The organism is Mesorhizobium sp. B1-1-8 (assembly GCF_006442795.2).
Classification (GTDB): domain Bacteria; phylum Pseudomonadota; class Alphaproteobacteria; order Rhizobiales; family Rhizobiaceae; genus Mesorhizobium.
The window spans coordinates 772,909-787,487 of the sequence record NZ_CP083956.1 but is presented as its reverse complement, the minus strand read 5'-3'; the positions used below and the strand labels follow the sequence as shown (position 1 = coordinate 787,487).

At 63.1% G+C, this 14,579-nt stretch carries 17 protein-coding genes; 10 read left to right on the top strand and 7 right to left on the bottom strand.

All coding sequences use genetic code 11. The features are described from left to right. Positions 1 to 17 precede the first annotated feature (17 nt). The 3 genes from rho to hemE all read right to left on the bottom strand — a co-directional run bounded on the left by rho (position 18) and on the right by hemE (position 3,013). Positions 18 to 1,283, bottom strand: coding sequence for a transcription termination factor Rho (gene rho / locus FJ974_RS03780; RefSeq protein ID WP_140537932.1), 1,266 nt, complete (start codon positions 1,281 to 1,283; stop codon positions 18 to 20). Between the two features lie 168 nt (positions 1,284 to 1,451). After that, entirely contained in the window at positions 1,452 to 1,940 is a 489-nt protein-coding gene (gene hemJ, locus FJ974_RS03775) for a protoporphyrinogen oxidase HemJ (RefSeq protein WP_413468346.1), read from the bottom strand. A gap of 44 nt (positions 1,941 to 1,984) precedes the next feature. After that, on the bottom strand, positions 1,985 to 3,013 hold the full coding sequence (hemE, locus tag FJ974_RS03770) for a uroporphyrinogen decarboxylase (RefSeq protein ID WP_140537936.1): 1,029 nt from the start codon (positions 3,011 to 3,013) through the stop codon (positions 1,985 to 1,987). A 403-nt stretch (positions 3,014 to 3,416) separates the two neighbouring features. Here hemE and FJ974_RS03765 point away from each other — a divergent pair, with 403 nt between their 5' ends. From FJ974_RS03765 to FJ974_RS03740, 6 genes are all read left to right on the top strand, one after another. Further along, complete coding sequence (locus tag FJ974_RS03765; RefSeq protein ID WP_140537938.1) at positions 3,417 to 4,238, top strand: pyruvate, water dikinase regulatory protein; 822 nt, start codon at positions 3,417 to 3,419, stop codon at positions 4,236 to 4,238. Between the two features lie 380 nt (positions 4,239 to 4,618). After that, the gene (locus FJ974_RS03760) at positions 4,619 to 5,218 is read left to right on the top strand and encodes a Maf-like protein (protein ID WP_140537939.1); all 600 of its coding nucleotides are present in this window, start codon (positions 4,619 to 4,621) and stop codon (positions 5,216 to 5,218) included. Beyond that, positions 5,211 to 6,062, top strand: a complete 852-nt coding sequence (locus FJ974_RS03755; protein ID WP_140537941.1) for a shikimate dehydrogenase — start codon at positions 5,211 to 5,213, stop codon at positions 6,060 to 6,062. Before FJ974_RS03760 ends, FJ974_RS03755 begins: the two co-directional genes overlap by 8 nt. Beyond that, the gene (gene coaE, locus FJ974_RS03750) at positions 6,059 to 6,679 is read left to right on the top strand and encodes a dephospho-CoA kinase (RefSeq protein ID WP_140537943.1); all 621 of its coding nucleotides are present in this window, start codon (positions 6,059 to 6,061) and stop codon (positions 6,677 to 6,679) included. The genes FJ974_RS03755 and coaE overlap by 4 nt, the downstream gene beginning before the upstream one ends. Before the next feature lie 74 nt (positions 6,680 to 6,753). After that, the gene (dnaQ, locus tag FJ974_RS03745; RefSeq protein WP_140537945.1) at positions 6,754 to 7,458 is read left to right on the top strand and encodes a DNA polymerase III subunit epsilon; all 705 of its coding nucleotides are present in this window, start codon (positions 6,754 to 6,756) and stop codon (positions 7,456 to 7,458) included. A 184-nt stretch (positions 7,459 to 7,642) separates the two neighbouring features. Next, positions 7,643 to 7,930 carry a GIY-YIG nuclease family protein gene (locus FJ974_RS03740; RefSeq protein ID WP_140537947.1) on the top strand — a complete coding sequence of 96 codons (288 nt, stop codon included), beginning with the start codon at positions 7,643 to 7,645 and terminating at the stop codon, positions 7,928 to 7,930. 196 nt (positions 7,931 to 8,126) lie between these two features. Here the strand turns inward: FJ974_RS03740 and secB are convergent, their stop codons facing one another. Together secB and FJ974_RS03730 are read right to left on the bottom strand one after the other, a co-directional pair. Continuing rightward, complete coding sequence (gene secB / locus FJ974_RS03735; RefSeq protein ID WP_140537949.1) at positions 8,127 to 8,624, bottom strand: protein-export chaperone SecB; 498 nt, start codon at positions 8,622 to 8,624, stop codon at positions 8,127 to 8,129. A 115-nt stretch (positions 8,625 to 8,739) separates the two neighbouring features. After that, entirely contained in the window at positions 8,740 to 9,240 is a 501-nt protein-coding gene (locus FJ974_RS03730; RefSeq protein ID WP_140537950.1) for an FxsA family protein, read from the bottom strand. Positions 9,241 to 9,440: 200 nt separating this feature from the next. Here FJ974_RS03730 and FJ974_RS03725 point away from each other — a divergent pair, with 200 nt between their 5' ends. From FJ974_RS03725 to FJ974_RS03710, 4 genes are read left to right on the top strand one after another with little or no spacing between them, the layout of a single operon-like run. Next, entirely contained in the window at positions 9,441 to 10,148 is a 708-nt protein-coding gene (locus tag FJ974_RS03725) for a Tim44/TimA family putative adaptor protein (protein WP_140537952.1), read from the top strand. Between the two features lie 22 nt (positions 10,149 to 10,170). Continuing rightward, the gene (locus FJ974_RS03720; protein WP_140537954.1) at positions 10,171 to 11,289 is read left to right on the top strand and encodes a murein transglycosylase A; all 1,119 of its coding nucleotides are present in this window, start codon (positions 10,171 to 10,173) and stop codon (positions 11,287 to 11,289) included. After that, on the top strand, positions 11,286 to 11,813 hold the full coding sequence (locus FJ974_RS03715) for a Smr/MutS family protein (RefSeq protein ID WP_140537956.1): 528 nt from the start codon (positions 11,286 to 11,288) through the stop codon (positions 11,811 to 11,813). Before FJ974_RS03720 ends, FJ974_RS03715 begins: the two co-directional genes overlap by 4 nt. Before the next feature lie 24 nt (positions 11,814 to 11,837). Then, positions 11,838 to 12,200 (top strand): helix-turn-helix domain-containing protein, encoded by a 363-nt coding sequence (locus FJ974_RS03710; protein WP_140537957.1) that lies wholly within the window; start codon positions 11,838 to 11,840, stop codon positions 12,198 to 12,200. 240 nt (positions 12,201 to 12,440) lie between these two features. On the opposite strand, the gene FJ974_RS03705 is transcribed toward FJ974_RS03710, so the two are convergent. Together FJ974_RS03705 and FJ974_RS03700 are read right to left on the bottom strand one after the other, a co-directional pair. Continuing rightward, a complete protein-coding gene (locus tag FJ974_RS03705; RefSeq protein ID WP_140537959.1) occupies positions 12,441 to 13,058 on the bottom strand; it encodes a transglutaminase-like cysteine peptidase in 618 nt (205 codons plus the stop codon). 207 nt (positions 13,059 to 13,265) lie between these two features. Further along, on the bottom strand, positions 13,266 to 14,543 hold the full coding sequence (locus FJ974_RS03700) for a polyhydroxyalkanoate depolymerase (RefSeq protein ID WP_140537960.1): 1,278 nt from the start codon (positions 14,541 to 14,543) through the stop codon (positions 13,266 to 13,268). Positions 14,544 to 14,579: the final 36 nt, after the last annotated feature.

Below are 14,579 nucleotides of genomic sequence, written 5' to 3'. Positions count from 1 at the left end.
TGCCGCTCTCAACCCAATCACGTATTCATCGAATCGAAGAAATCCGCATTGGTCTTGGTTTGCTTGAGCTTGTCGATGAGGAACTCGATCGCGTCGGTCGTTCCCATCGGGGCCAGGATGCGGCGCAGCACGAAGATCTTCTGCAGGTCCGCGCGGGGCACCAGCAAGTCCTCCTTGCGGGTGCCGGACTTCAGAATGTCCATGGCCGGATAGATGCGCTTGTCGGCAACCTTGCGGTCAAGCTGGATTTCACAATTGCCGGTGCCCTTGAACTCTTCGAAGATGACTTCGTCCATGCGGCTGCCGGTATCGATCAGCGCGGTGGCGATGATGGTGAGCGAGCCGCCTTCCTCGATGTTGCGGGCCGCGCCGAAGAAGCGTTTTGGCCGCTGCAGCGCGTTGGCGTCGACACCGCCCGTTAGCACCTTGCCGGAGGACGGCACCACGGTGTTGTAGGCGCGGCCGAGACGGGTGATCGAATCGAGCAGGATGACCACATCGCGCCCGTGCTCGACCAGTCGCTTTGCCTTCTCGATCACCATTTCGGCGACCTGCACGTGGCGCGCTGCCGGCTCGTCAAAGGTCGAGGAGATCACCTCGCCCTTCACCGAGCGCTGCATGTCGGTAACTTCCTCGGGCCGCTCGTCGATCAGAAGCACGATGAGATAGCATTCCGGATGGTTGGCGGTGATCGAGTGGGCGATGTTCTGCATCAGAACCGTCTTGCCCGTACGCGGCTGCGCGTTGATCAGCGCGCGCTGTCCCTTGCCGATCGGCGCCACCAGGTCGATGACGCGCGGCGAGATGTCCTTACTGGTCGGATTGTCGACCTCCATCTTCAGCCGCTTGGTCGGATAGAGCGGCGTCAGATTGTCGAAGTGGATCTTGTGCCTGATCTTTTCCGGATCGTCGAAATTGATGGTGTTGACCTTGAGCAGCGCGAAATAGCGCTCGCCCTCTTTCGGGCTGCGAATCGGCCCTTCGACCGTATCGCCGGTCTTGAGCGAAAAACGCCGGATTTGCGACGGCGAGATATAGATGTCGTCGGGACCTGGCAGGTAATTTGCATTGGCCGAGCGCAGGAAGCCGAAACCGTCCTGCAGCACCTCGACCACGCCTTCGCCGATGATCTCGACGTCCTGGGTGGCGAGCTTCTTCAGGATCGCGAACATCAGCTCCTGCTTGCGCATGACGCTGGCGTTCTCCACCTCGAGCGATTCGGCATAAGCGATCAGCTCCGGCGGCTTCTTGTTCTTGAACTCTGCGAGTTTCATTTCTTGCATTAGATGGACTCTGGGTAGGCTTTGGGAGGAAAAAATCGGCTGGATGCGACAAATGCCGGGCGCGGCCGAAAGCGAAAAAAAGGGCGGCGCATGACGGGAAGGAAGACCCGTCTTTTATCGTCGGTCGTCTGAAAGAGCAAGCCGCCTTTTGCGGGGTCCGGCGAAGGTTCAGAAAGGCTTCACGATGACCAGGATGACGATAACGATCATCAGCAATGTGGGGATTTCATTGACGATCCGCCAGTGCTTCGCGGGCTTTTCGTTGCGATCCTCGGCAAATTTCCGCACCGCGCCGGCGAGATAGCCGTGCAGCGCCGAGAGCAGAAGCACCGCGCCGATCTTGGCGTGCAGCCAGCCGCCCTGGAATCCGAAGCCCTTCCAGGCCAGCCAGAGGCCGAACATCCAGGTGACGATCATTGCCGGATTGATGATCCCCCTCAACAGCCGTCGCTCCATCACCTTGAACGTCTCGGATTGCACCGAGCCTTTCACGGCATCGACATGGTAGACGAAGAGCCGCGGCAGATAGAGCATGCCGGCCATCCAGGAGATGACGGCGATAACGTGGATCGCCTTGGCCCAGGGATAGAAACTGTCGGGCGCCAAGAAATAGAGGAGCGCCGTCAGCACCACCAAAGCGGCAATGCCGATCGCCATGCGCTTCATCGCCTGGCCGGTGCTGTTCTCGTTGCTGATATCGCTCACCGGTGGCTCCTCACCATTTTCACCATCGCCTCGACATGCGCCACCGGCGTCTCCGGGGTGATGCCGTGGCCGAGATTGAAGATCAGCGGCCCGCGACCCAGCGTCTTCAGGATCGCCCCGACGCCATCCTCGAGAGCCTTGCCGCCGGCAACCAATCGCAACGGATCGAGATTGCCTTGCACCGCGCCTTCGCCCTGCAGTTCTTTCGCCATCGACAGCGGCACGGTCCAGTCGAGGCCGAGCCCGGTCACGCCGGTCTTCCTGCGGTAATCGCGATAGCGCTCACCCGCGCCTCTGGGAAAGCCGATCACCGGAACATCCGGATGCACCGCTTTCACCTGGCGGACGATCTCGGCCACCGGCTCGACACAGAAGGCTTGAAACGACGGCTCGTCGAGAACCCCGGACCACGAATCAAAGATCTGCACCGCATCGGCGCCGGCCTCGATCTGTCGAATGAGATAGGCGGCCGAATGATCGACCAATATCTTCAGAAGTCGCGCCAAGGCCTCCGGCTGGCGATAGGCGAAAAGCCGCGCCGGTCCCTGATCCGGCGTGCCATGGCCGGCAATCATATAGGTCGCAACCGTCCAGGGCGCCCCGCAGAAGCCGATCAGTGTCGTCTCGGCCGGCAGTTTGGCGCGCAGCCGGTGGACCGTTTCGTAGACCGGTTCGAGATTCACGTGAAACGTTTCGCTGTTCAGAGCCGCAATCTCGGCCGCCGCGATCGGCGTCAGGATCGGCCCGCGGCCTTCCTCGAAGCGGACATGTCGTCCCAGCGCATTGGGCACCACAAGGATATCGGAGAACAGGATCGAGGCATCGAAACCGAAGCGTTCGATCGGCTGCAGTGTCACCTCGACGGCGAGATCCGGATTGTAGCAGAGATCGAGAAAGGAACCGGCCCGCTTCCGCGTCTCCCGATACTCCGGCAGATAGCGGCCTGCCTGGCGCATCATCCAGAGTGGCGGCGGAGCGGCCGTCTTGCCTTTGAGCACCTCCAGCATGATCCGGCTCTGAGCCATTCGGCGCTTACCTCTCCAGGTTCCTTAAAAATCAAATATCTATTTTTAAAGAGTCTTCTGATTCTAAGAGTCTGTTGGTTGTGGTGGTTGCGACCTGTCCCGCCTGCGGCCCCGAAAGGCCAGTCAGCATATTGTCGCGCACTCGCTTTCGCAATTTGGAGGGAATTGGGGACGAGCCGGATTCAGGCTTTTGAGTCAGCGGCTTGACATTTGGCCATCGAGCTTCCGGCTGTGGATGAATTCGGCCAGGAAAAGTTGGTCCCCGGTTTTGTCCCCAACGCTCCGACAAAGCCGACAGCAGGGCGAATTGTGGACAAGTGGCCATCTGATACAGTCGCTCTGATCGGCCAGGCTTCTCCATCCAGCCTTGTCCACAATTGCCCACAGTCTGGAACCGCCGCTTGTGAACAAACCCCAGAGCTTCTTCCATCTGCATCTGATTTCCGACGCCACCGGCGAGACGCTGCTCGCGGCCGGCCGCGCCGCGTCCGCCCAATACAAGGATGCGCGCGCCATCGAGCATATCTATCCGCTGATCCGCACCGAAAAGCAGGTCGCCAAGGTGTTCGAGGATATCGATGAGGAACCGGGCATCGTACTTTACACAGTGGTCGACCAGAAGCTGGCGCGCAGCATCGACGAGCGTTGCGCTGCCATGGGCCTGCCTTGCGTTTCGGTGCTGGAGCCGGTGCTCACCGTCTTCCAGTCCTATCTCGGCACCCCGGCCGGCCGGCGCGTCGGCGCCCAGCACGTGCTCGACGCCGAATATTTCCGCCGCATCGATGCGCTGAACTTCACCATGGAGCATGATGACGGCCAGTTGCCTGCCAATATGGACGATGCCGATGTCGTGCTGATCGGCATTTCGCGCACCTCGAAGACGCCGACCAGCATCTATCTCGCCAATCGCGGCATCAAGACCGCCAACATCCCCATCGTGCTCGGCGTGCCGCTTCCGGAAAGCCTGATCGCTGCCAGGACGCCACTTGTCGTCGGCCTGGTCGCCACCGCCGAGCGGATTTCGCATGTGCGCCAGAATCGCATCCTCGGCAACACCGCGATCTATGTGCCGAACGATTACATCGACCGCGCCGCCATCAATGAGGAGCTCGCCTATGCGCGCCAGCTCTGCACCAGGCATGGCTGGCCGATGATCGATGTCAGCCGCCGCTCGATCGAGGAAACGGCGGCGGCGATCGTTGCCCTGCGGAGCAAGACGCGGTAACGGATAGCAAGCCGGATGAAGGTGGACCTGCCACCGCCGCCGAGTAGATCGAAAAGTCACGACGGATCGCATGCCTCGGAGATTGGCCGAAACGTCCATCGCTTCGTCATCCTAGGGCGAAGCAAGGAGCGGAGCGACGCAGCGTAGACCCTAGGATCCATGCCGTGACGCCGAAGTGTTGCGATGGCGCAGAATTCTGCTCCGCTGCGCTCTTCGATTGAGGGAACGGAATGGATCCTAGGGTCTCCGCGACGGAGCTTCGCTCCTGCTTCGCCCTAGGATGACGAAGTTCGTAAGGCTTTGGCCATTCTCCAAAGTTTGTGCTGGCCCCAGACAAACGATGGGTCAACAGCGTCAGGAAGTTAGTTGGGCGAAAAACCATGGCCGAGAAAATCATCCTCGCTTCCGGCAGCCCCTTCCGCAAGTCGATGCTGGTCAATGCCGGGCTCGACGTAGAGGCGGTGCCGGCGCAAGTCGACGAGCGCGCGCTCGAGGCGCCGTTGCAGGATAGCGGCGTATCTCCTGAAGACGTCGCGCTGATCCTTGCCGAGGCCAAGGCAACAGAAGTCAGCGAGCGCAGGCCGGGTGCGCTGGTGCTCGGCTGCGACCAGACGCTGTCGCTCGGCGACGAGGTGTTCCATAAGCCAGCCGACATGGAAGGCGCCCGGAGACATCTCCTGGCTTTGTCCGGCAAGACGCATCAATTGAACAGCGCCGCCGTGCTCTGCCGCAACGGCGCGGTGCTGTGGCGTCATGTCGGCATCGCCAGCATGACCATGCGCAAGCTCGATCCGGCCTTCATCGGCCGCCATCTGGCGCATGTCGGCGCCAAGGCCCTGGCCAGCGTCGGCGCCTACCAGATCGAAGGGGAGGGCATCCAGCTGTTCGAGAAAATAGAGGGCGACCATTTCACCATTGTCGGCCTGCCTCTGCTGCCGCTGCTGAAGGAACTGCGCGCGCTGGGTGCCATCGATGGCTGAGGCGGCGAGAAAGGCCTTCGTCACCGGCCATCCGATCGCGCATTCGCGCTCGCCGAAGATCCACGGCTACTGGCTGGCGAAATACGGCATCGACGGCAGCTACCAGGCGATCGACGTCGCCCCGGCTGATTTCGCGACGTTTTTGAAATCGCTTGGCGAGAACGGCTATCGCGGCGGCAACGTCACCATCCCGCACAAGGAGGCAGCCTTCGCCCTGGTCGATCGCCGCGACGAGGCGGCCGAAACGACCGGCGCGGTCAACATGCTGTGGCTGGAAGAGGGCGCGCTGTGGGGCGGCAATTCGGATTGGCTCGGCTTTGCCGGCAATCTCGACGAGCATGCGCCGGGCTGGGCCGGCAACGGCCCGGCCGTGGTGCTCGGCGCCGGCGGTGCTTCGCGTGCGGTGATCCATGCGCTGAAACAGCGCGGCGTGAAAGATATCCGCATCGTCAACCGCACGCTGGCGCGGGCCGAGGAATTGAGCCACCGTTTCGGCGCCTGCGTCTCCGCGCATGGTGTAGAGGCGGCCGCAGAATTGCTCGCCGACGCGGGCCTGCTCATAAACACCACGTCGCTCGGCATGCATGGCGATGCCTCGTTGGCCGCCGATCCAGCCGGCCTGCCCGACCATGCCATCGTCACCGACATCGTCTATGTGCCGCTGGAGACGCCGCTTCTCGCCGCTGCCCGGGCGCGCGGGCTGAAGACGGTCGACGGGCTGGGCATGCTTTTGCACCAGGCGGTGCCCGGCTTCGAGCGCTGGTTCGGCATGAGGCCTCAGGTGACGCCCGAATTGCGGCGCCTGATCGTCGCCGATATCGAAGGTGAGACGGCAAAAAGATGATCGTGCTCGGCCTCACCGGCTCGATCGGCATGGGCAAGTCGACGACGGCCAAAATGTTCGCCGAGGCTGGCGTGCCGGTGCATGATTCCGACGAGACCGTGCACCGCCTCTATGCCGGAAAAGCCGCTCCCCTGGTCGAGGCAGCCTTTCCAGGCACGACGAAATCAGGCGTGGTCGATCGCGCCAGACTGGCCGAGAGGGTGCTGGCCGATCCCGCCGCGCTGAAGACGCTGGAGGCAATCGTCCACCCGCTGGTGCGCGCCGACGCCGATGCCTTCCTGGCCAAACATCGCGCCGCAGGCGCGCCGCTCGCGGTGCTCGACATCCCGCTGCTGTTCGAGACCGGCGGCCGCGACCGCGTCGACAAGATTGTTGTCGTCACCGCGCCGGCTGAGGTCCAGCGCGCGCGTGTGCTGGCGCGGCCGGGCATGAGCGAGGAGAAATTCGCCTCGATCCTGGCCAGGCAGGTGCCGGATGCCGAAAAGCGACGCCAGGCCGATTTCATCGTCGACACGGGGCAAGGCTTCGATGCTGCGCGAAGCTCAGTCGAAGCAATTGTCGCCGAACTGGCAGGGCACAAACCGGCAGGGGATAAGCCGGCAAAGCCGCGCTCCTGACGCTTGTTGTCAGCATGGCCCATTGCCATTTTGTTCCGGTGTATGATTCTGCTCCTCGGAGCGAACTGATTCGAATGCGTGAGATTATCTTCGATACTGAAACCACCGGCCTCGATTTGCGCGACGACCGCATCATCGAGCTAGGCGGCGTCGAGCTGGTCAACCGCTTTCCGACCGGCCGCACCTTCCACAAATTCATCAACCCGCAAGGCCGGGCGATCCATGCCGAGGCGCAGGCCGTGCACGGCATCAGCGCCGCCGATCTGGTCGGCAAGCCGAGCTTCACCGAGATCGTCGAGGAATGGCTGGCCTTCACCGACGGCGCCAAGCTGATCGCCCACAACGCCACCTTCGATATCGGCTTCCTCAATCTCGAATTCAGCCGCCTCGGCCATCCGGCGATCGATCCCGGCCGCATCGTCGACACGCTCGCCCTGGCGCGCCGCAAGCATCCGATGGGGCCGAATTCGCTCGATGCGCTGTGCCGGCGCTACGGCATCGACAATGCCCGCCGCACCAAGCACGGCGCCTTGCTCGATTCCGAATTGCTGGCCGAGGTTTATATCGAGCTCATCGGCGGCAAGCAGGCAGCCCTCATTCTCGACGCCGTGGCGGTGCAGGTGAATGGCGCCGGCGAGGTCGCCGACATCGACATCACGATCGGCGCCAGGCCGATCACCCTGCCGCCGCGCCTGACCGAAGCCGACCGCGCCGCGCATGCGGGACTGGTCTCGACGCTCGGAGAGAAGGCGCTTTGGCTGAAGGTGGCGGTGGGATGAACCAGAGCGCCGAAACGTAGCCAGTCGAGATTAGCCGAAACTTTCGCGACTTCGTCATCCTAGGGCGGAGCAAGGAGCGAAGCGACGCGCGCAGACCCTAGGATCCATGCCGTGACATTAGCCGTAGAATGCGACGGACCAGGAATGGCTTTCTACGCGCATCGACGCTGGCTATTCTAAAACGATGACCGGCTACGTCTATATGACCGCAAGCCAGAAGCGCGGCACGATCTATATCGGTGTCACCAACGACCTTGGCCGCCGCATGCCGGAGCATAAGGCGGGCACCGGCTCACGGTTCACCAGCCGGTACGGCGTGCAGCGACTGGTCTGGTATCAAGAATATTTCGACATTGCCGACGCTATCCAACGCGAGAAGTCACTGAAGCGCTGGCCGCGACAATGGAAGATCGAGTTGATCGAGAAGACCAACCCGGAATGGTTCGAGCTTTTCCGTGGAACAGGATGGTAGCTCCATCCGATTTTTTGCGCCGCCGGAGCATAGCACCAGCGTCACGGCATGGATCCTAGGGTCTGCGCGCGTCGCTTCGCTCCTTGCTTCGCCCTAGGATGACGAAGTCGCGGATGTTATCGCTAATCTCCGACGTGGAACAAAAAGCCCGGCGCGAAGCCGGGCTCTCGATAACTATAGGGCGTATCGCCGCCCCTCAGCTCACCTGGACCTTGCTCGCCGCCTGGTCCTCGGCGATTTTCTGCTGGAACATCTGCGCGAAGTCGATCGGGTCGAGCATCAGCGGCGGGAAGCCGCCATTGCGGGTCGCATCGGCGATGATCTGGCGCGCGAAGGGGAACAGGAGCCGCGGACATTCGATGAACAGGATCGGCAGCATGTGCTCCTGCGGGAAGCCGCCGATGGCGAAGACGCCGCCATAGACCAGCTCGACATTGAACAGCACTTCCTGGTCGAACGAGGCCTTGGCGTTCAGTGTCAAATTGACGTCGAACTGCTTGTCCGAAAGTGGATTGGCGTTGACGTTGACGTTGATGGCGATGCCGGGAGCCTTATCGCGGCCGCGCAGCGAATTGGGCGCGCCGGGGCTTTCGAAGGACAGGTCCTTCACATACTGGGCAAGCACGTTGAGCGAAGGCTGCGATGGGTTGCCGTTGCCGTTGGCGGCGCCGCCTGCCGCGTCCTCGTTGGCCATGAGCCTTGTCCTTTTTGCCTGGGCAGCCGTGCTGACCGGATTGAAATCGCGGGTTCGCTACCATGGTCGGCAGGACATGACAAGGTTTACCGGCCGACGGAGCCGACCGCCGGAATCAATCGTCCTTGAGGCGGCGCCAGGGCGAATTATGGTCCGGCCCGCGCGAATAGTCGTCGTCGCGCGAAAAATCGCTGTCATCGAGGTCGATCACGTTGTCGCGGCCGCGGGCGCGGAACCCGCCGCCGGTGAAGCTGGTCGCCAGCACGATCCGGCTCTTCAGGAAACGCCAGGCGAGATCGCGCACCGGCGGCAGCAGAAGCAGGATGGCGAAAATGTCGGTGATGAAGCCCGGAATGATGAGCAAAATCGCCGCCAACACGATCATCGCGCCGTGCGCCAGCTCCCGGCTGGGATCGCGTCCGGCATCCATTTCCGCCCGCACCCGCGCCATCACACCGAATCCCTGGTGCCTGAGCAGCAGGCTGCCGGCGACAGTCGAAAGGATGACCAGCCCGACCGTTGCCAAAGCGCCCACTTCGCGGCCGACAATGACGAAACCGGCGATTTCCAGCAGCGGCAGCGCAAGCAGGAACAGCGGAAAGAGTGAAATGCGCAAGTCTTGACCGATCGCTTTCATATTTTGCAGGCCCTGCGGACAATCGCCGCTGGCACTGGCGTTCTTAGATAGGTATGGCTGCCTTTGATTTGAATGATTGCGCCCGCCGTTCTATATGCTTTGAGTAATGAACGCTATGCGACCCGCGGCTCCATTCCGGCCGTCGGTCCGGCCGGACAGGGATCGAATTGGCGGAAAATATGGGTTTCTTCGACTTCGGCACGATTTTCTTCTTGATTGCGGCGGTTGTGATCTTTTTCCAGCTGCGCAACGTGCTGGGCCGTCGCACCGGCAGCGAGCGTCCGCCCTTCGATCCATATTCGGCAAGCCGCTCGCGCGACCAGGATGCGGCGCAAAAATCCGAGAACGTGGTGTCGCTGCCGCGCAAGCGGCTGCCGGGAGAACCGGCGGCGGAGACCTATGCCGAGATCGACGCCTTTGCCAAGCCCGGCAGCGACCTCAACAAGGGCCTGCGCTCGATCAAGGACAATGATCCGTCCTTCGAGCCGAAGGGCTTCGTCGACGGCGCCAAGATGGCCTATGAGATGATCGTCATGGCCTATGCCGATGGCGACCGCAAGACGCTGAAGAACCTGCTGTCGCGCGAGGTCTATGACGGTTTCGTCGCCGCGATCGGCGAGCGCGAGGCGAAGTCGGAGAAGATCCAGTCATCCTTCGTCGGCATCGACAAGGCCGATATCGTCTCCGCCGAGATGAAGGGCTCGGAGGCGCATATCACGCTGCGCGTCGTCAGCGAGCTGATTTCGGCGACGCGCGACAAGGCCGGCACCGTCATCGACGGCGATCCGGAAACCGTCGCCGAGGTCAAGGATGTCTGGACTTTCGCCCGCGACACGCGCTCGCGCGATCCGAACTGGAAGCTCGTCGCCACCGAAGAAGAAGACTGATTTCAGGCGGCGGGGCTCGGTCGTGCCGCTATCGTCCACATTCAGCGAAACGTCCTTCAACGACGTCCCCGGCTGGGCCGACGACGATCATCTTGCCGCCTTCGCGGCCTTTCGCCGCTGCGCTTCCCAGGTCCTGACCAAGCCCTATCGCACCGGCGCGCTCGGCATCGATTTCAACGCCTTCGCCGATGCCTATGACGAGGCGCGCTCCGTTTCGCCTGCGAATCGGTCCGAGGCGCGCGCTTTCTTCGAGCGTCATTTCATGCCGGCGCTGGTAACTTCCGAAAGCGGCGCCGGCCTCGTCACCGGCTTCTACGAACCTGAGGTCGAGGCCTCGCCGGTCAGGACGGAGCGGTTTGGCGTGCCGCTGCTCGCCCGCCCCGCCGATCTCATCGACATCGATGACGGCAACCGGCCGGCCGGAATGGACCCCTACCTTGCTTTCGCGCGCAATACGCCCGACGGACCTGTCGAATATTTCGACCGCGGCGAAATCGAGCGCGGCGCGCTCGCTGGCAAGGGTTTGGCGGGCCGGAATCTCGAAATCGCCTGGCTTGTCGACAAGGTCGATGCCTTCTTCATCCATGTCCAGGGCGCGGCGCGGCTGATGATGACGGACGGCCGGCTCTGCCGCGTCACCTATGCCGCCAAGTCCGGCCAGCGCTTCACCGGCCCGGGCAAGATCTTGAGCGCGCTCGGGGAAATTCCGCTGGAAAAGGTGACAATGCAGTCGATCCGCGCCTGGTTCAAGGCGCATCCGGACCGCATCGACGAGATCCTGTGGCAAAACCGCTCCTACATCTTCTTCCGTGAAGCCGCGGTCGAGGACGTTTCGCTTGGCCCGATCGCCGCCGCCAAAGTGCCGCTGACGCCCGGCCGCTCCGTTGCTGTCGACCGTTTGCTGCACACATTCGGCACGCCGTTCTATATCGACGCGCCGACGCTGACCGCCTTCGACCAGAAACCGTTCCGGCGGCTGATGATCGCGCAGGATACCGGCTCGGCCATCACCGGACCCGCGCGCGGCGATCTTTTCGTCGGCTCCGGCGATGCCGCCGGCGAGATCGCCGGCATCGTCCGCAACGCCGCCGATTTCTATGCGCTGATCCCGCGCGCGCTGGCCGGCGGAGGGCGCCGATGACGCGCCGCGACAACAGGCTCAGCGAGGATGACCGCATCCTGTGGAATCTGGTCGCCCGGAGCGCACGGCCGCTGAAGGGCAAGAAGGCGGTGGAGATTCCGGAGCTCGGCGTCGAGCCGAAGCCGGCGCCGGCACCCACGCCTGCCAACGGTGTCCCGGCCGTCACCGCAAAGCCGAAGACGCAGCATGTCTCGCATGCGCTGGACGATCAGACGCTGGACAAGCTTGCCAAGGGCCGGCTGCCGATCGAGGGTCGCGTCGACCTGCATGGCATGACGCAGGATGAAGCCTATTCGCTGCTCTTCGCCTTCCTGCACCGGGCCCATGCCGGCGGCATCCGCTATGTGCTGATCATCACCGGCAAGGGCTCTTCCTCGGGCGGCGACGGCGTGCTGCGCCGCGCGGTTCCGGCCTGGCTGTCGACGCCTGCCTTCCGCCCGCTCGTCTCCAGCCATGACCACGCCGCCCGCAACCATGGCGGTTCGGGCGCGCTCTACGTTCGGCTCAGGCGGACGCGCCCATGACGAGGCGACTATGAGGCCGCGCTTTTGACACCGTTCGGCGAAAAGCTGCGGGCCTTGCGCAGCGAGCGCGGCGTCAGCCAGAAGGCGATGGCTGAGGCGATCGGCGTCAGCGCCGCCTATCTGTCGGCACTCGAGCATGGCCGCCGCGGCGCGCCGACCTGGACGCTGATCCAGAAGATCATCGGCTATTTCAACATCATTTGGGACGATGCCGAGGAGCTCGCCCGCCTCGCCGAGAGCTCGCATCCGAGGGTCAGGATCGATACGTCCGGCCTGTCCCCCGCCGCCACCGAGCTCGCCAATCTTCTGGCGGAGAGCATCGAGAAGCTGGACGAGGCTGAGCTGCGGAAGATCACCGCGTCAGTAAAGGCTGCGCTGCGCAGATAGAAGCCCGGATAGTTGCCAACGGACGCCGAGCTTTTTCGAGAAAGCGAAGCCCCTGTTCGTCATCCTCGGGCTTGACCCGAGGATCCATTCCGTGACCTCCCCGAAGGGCGCAGCGGAGCAGAATTTCTGTACAAGTAGAGGCCACTCGACAGTCACGGAATGGATCCCAGGGTCTGCGCTGCGTCGCTACGCTCCTTGCTTCGCCCTGGGATGACGAAGCCGCGTGAGTCGTACCCGCGCCTACTGCACCGCCCCGACCAGCACCGGCTGGCCGTCGCGGATCGACACCCAGCGGCCGGTATTGTCGATCGCCTGCCGCTTCAGGAAGCGATAGCCGGTGGCGTCCCAGGCCTTGACCTTGTCGGTCAGATTGTCGAGCACATAGTCGCCCCTGTCGGTGCGCACCGTCAGCACCGCGTGGCCTTCGCCGTCCGGCTTGCGCACGACGGTGATCAAAAGGTCGGCGAGCGACATGCCCATGCGGTACAGCTCGCGCCGCTTCTCCAGCACATAGTCCTCGCAGTCGCCGACGCCTTTGTCCGGATAGGCCCAGACCTCGTCCTTGCCGTAGATTTCTAAATCGCTCATCGGCTTGACGGCGGCGTTGACCCTGGCGGTGACGCTGGCGAGCTTGCGCCAAAGCCCATCCGTCATTTTGGCCGGCGCAAGGTCGGCCGGGCGGATCGAGCATTCGTCCGCATGCGTCTTGCAGAAATCGTAATGTCCGATCGGCTGCGACGTCAGGCCGCCGGTGACCATGGCGCCGGCCGCCCATGCCTGCGCCGTCCCGCAAGCCGAGATCGCCAACCCTGCGACCGCGCACAATCGCAGCAACCCTTCAATCGGTGAGGAGTTCATTGTCCCCCGTCCGCCCTGTTTATTAACGAAACGTTAAAGGGGATTTACACTCCGTGTCAATTAGGGACAACGGCTAGTTTGGCGGCATGGTTACCTGCGCGATCCCGACAGCGGCGATTGTGCAACAGAACTTGGCGGGGAACGCGCCTGGGCAGGGCGCCATGCTTGGCCGCCGCGTGGCGGCTGGCTCAAGGCCGGCGCTTCGCTTCAGCTCTTGGCGGTGCGCACCAGCCTCGGCTTCACCGCGACACGGCTCTGGCGGCCATAGCTGGAAATGAAGTCGACGATGCGCGGCACGATTTCGGAACGGAAGCGCGAGCCGTTGAAGACGCCGTAATGGCCGACGGCCGGCTGCATGTAGTGGGCATGCCTGTCGGCCGGGATGTTGACGCACAGGTCATGCGCGGCCTCGGTCTGGCCGAGGCCGGAAATGTCGTCGTTCTCGCCTTCGACCGTGAACAGCGCGACGTTGCGGATCGCCCGCGGGTCGACCGCTTCGCCGCGATGCGTCATCTCGCCCTTCGGCAAAGCGTGGCGCACGAACACGGTGTCGACCGTCTGCAGGTAGAATTCCGCCGTCAGATCCATCACCGCCAGATATTCGTCGTAGAAGTCGCGGTGCTTCTCGGCGCTGTCTCCGTCATGCTTCACAAGATGCATGAAGAAGTCCTTGTGGGCGATGATGTGGCGGTCGAGATTCATGCTCATGAAGCCCGAAAGCTGCAGGAAGCCGGGATAGACCTCGCGGCCGAAACCCGGCACCGGCCAAGGCGCCTGCATGATGACGTTGTCGCGGAACCAGGCGCTGCCCTTTTCCTCGGCAAGCAGATTGACTGCGGTTGGATTGCGCCTCGTGTCGATCGGTCCGCCCATAAGCGTCATCGTCGACGGGACGAAGGGGTCGCCGCGCTTTTCCATCAGCGCCACCGCCGCCAGCACCGGCACGGAAGGCTGGCACACCGCCATGACATGCGTATCCGGGCCGAGCGCGTGGAACATGGCGATGACATAGTCGATATAGTCGTCGAGATCGAAGCTGCCCTTCGACAGCGGCACCATGCGGGCATCGACCCAGTCGGTGATGTGGACGTCGGCATAAGGCAGCATCGCCTCAACCGTGCCGCGCAGCAGCGTCGCGTAGTGGCCGGACATCGGCGCCACGATCAGCAGCTTCGGGTCGGGCTTGCGCCCGGCCGGCACGGCGCGTTCGAAGCGGACGAGATTGCAGAACGGTTTCGACCAGACGGTCTTTTGCGCGACCTCGACGCTCTTCCAGTCGACCACCGTCTTGGTCAGGCCGAATTCAGGCTTGCCGTAGCGGCGCGTGCTGCGCTCGAACAGTTCCGCCGCCGCGGCCACCGAACGGCCGAAAGGCGTGTGCGACACCGGATTGAGCGGGTTGGAGTAGAAAAGCCGCACCGCATCCGCATAGACGCGCGCGGGCAGCAGCGCCGCATGGTTCAGTTCATAGAGCTGGTAGAACATCGGGTACTCCGCTGCCAAGGGGACGACGGGCAGCGC

What these genes read in the sequence shown, in the direction of transcription:
- rho (WP_140537932.1), bottom strand. Translation starts at nt 1,283, where the DNA reads ATGCAAGAAATGAAACTCGCAGAGTTCAAGAACAAGAAGCCGCCGGAG.
- hemJ (WP_413468346.1), bottom strand. Translation starts at nt 1,940, where the DNA reads ATGGCGATCGGCATTGCCGCTTTGGTGGTGCTGACGGCGCTCCTCTAT.
- hemE (WP_140537936.1), bottom strand. Translation starts at nt 3,013, where the DNA reads ATGGCTCAGAGCCGGATCATGCTGGAGGTGCTCAAAGGCAAGACGGCC.
- FJ974_RS03760 (WP_140537939.1), top strand. Translation starts at nt 4,619, where the DNA reads ATGGCCGAGAAAATCATCCTCGCTTCCGGCAGCCCCTTCCGCAAGTCG.
- FJ974_RS03755 (WP_140537941.1), top strand. Translation starts at nt 5,211, where the DNA reads ATGGCTGAGGCGGCGAGAAAGGCCTTCGTCACCGGCCATCCGATCGCG.
- coaE (WP_140537943.1), top strand. Translation starts at nt 6,059, where the DNA reads ATGATCGTGCTCGGCCTCACCGGCTCGATCGGCATGGGCAAGTCGACG.
- dnaQ (WP_140537945.1), top strand. Translation starts at nt 6,754, where the DNA reads ATGCGTGAGATTATCTTCGATACTGAAACCACCGGCCTCGATTTGCGC.
- FJ974_RS03740 (WP_140537947.1), top strand. Translation starts at nt 7,643, where the DNA reads ATGACCGGCTACGTCTATATGACCGCAAGCCAGAAGCGCGGCACGATC.
- secB (WP_140537949.1), bottom strand. Translation starts at nt 8,624, where the DNA reads ATGGCCAACGAGGACGCGGCAGGCGGCGCCGCCAACGGCAACGGCAAC.
- FJ974_RS03725 (WP_140537952.1), top strand. Translation starts at nt 9,441, where the DNA reads ATGGGTTTCTTCGACTTCGGCACGATTTTCTTCTTGATTGCGGCGGTT.
- FJ974_RS03715 (WP_140537956.1), top strand. Translation starts at nt 11,286, where the DNA reads ATGACGCGCCGCGACAACAGGCTCAGCGAGGATGACCGCATCCTGTGG.
- FJ974_RS03705 (WP_140537959.1), bottom strand. Translation starts at nt 13,058, where the DNA reads ATGAACTCCTCACCGATTGAAGGGTTGCTGCGATTGTGCGCGGTCGCA.
- FJ974_RS03700 (WP_140537960.1), bottom strand. Translation starts at nt 14,543, where the DNA reads ATGTTCTACCAGCTCTATGAACTGAACCATGCGGCGCTGCTGCCCGCG.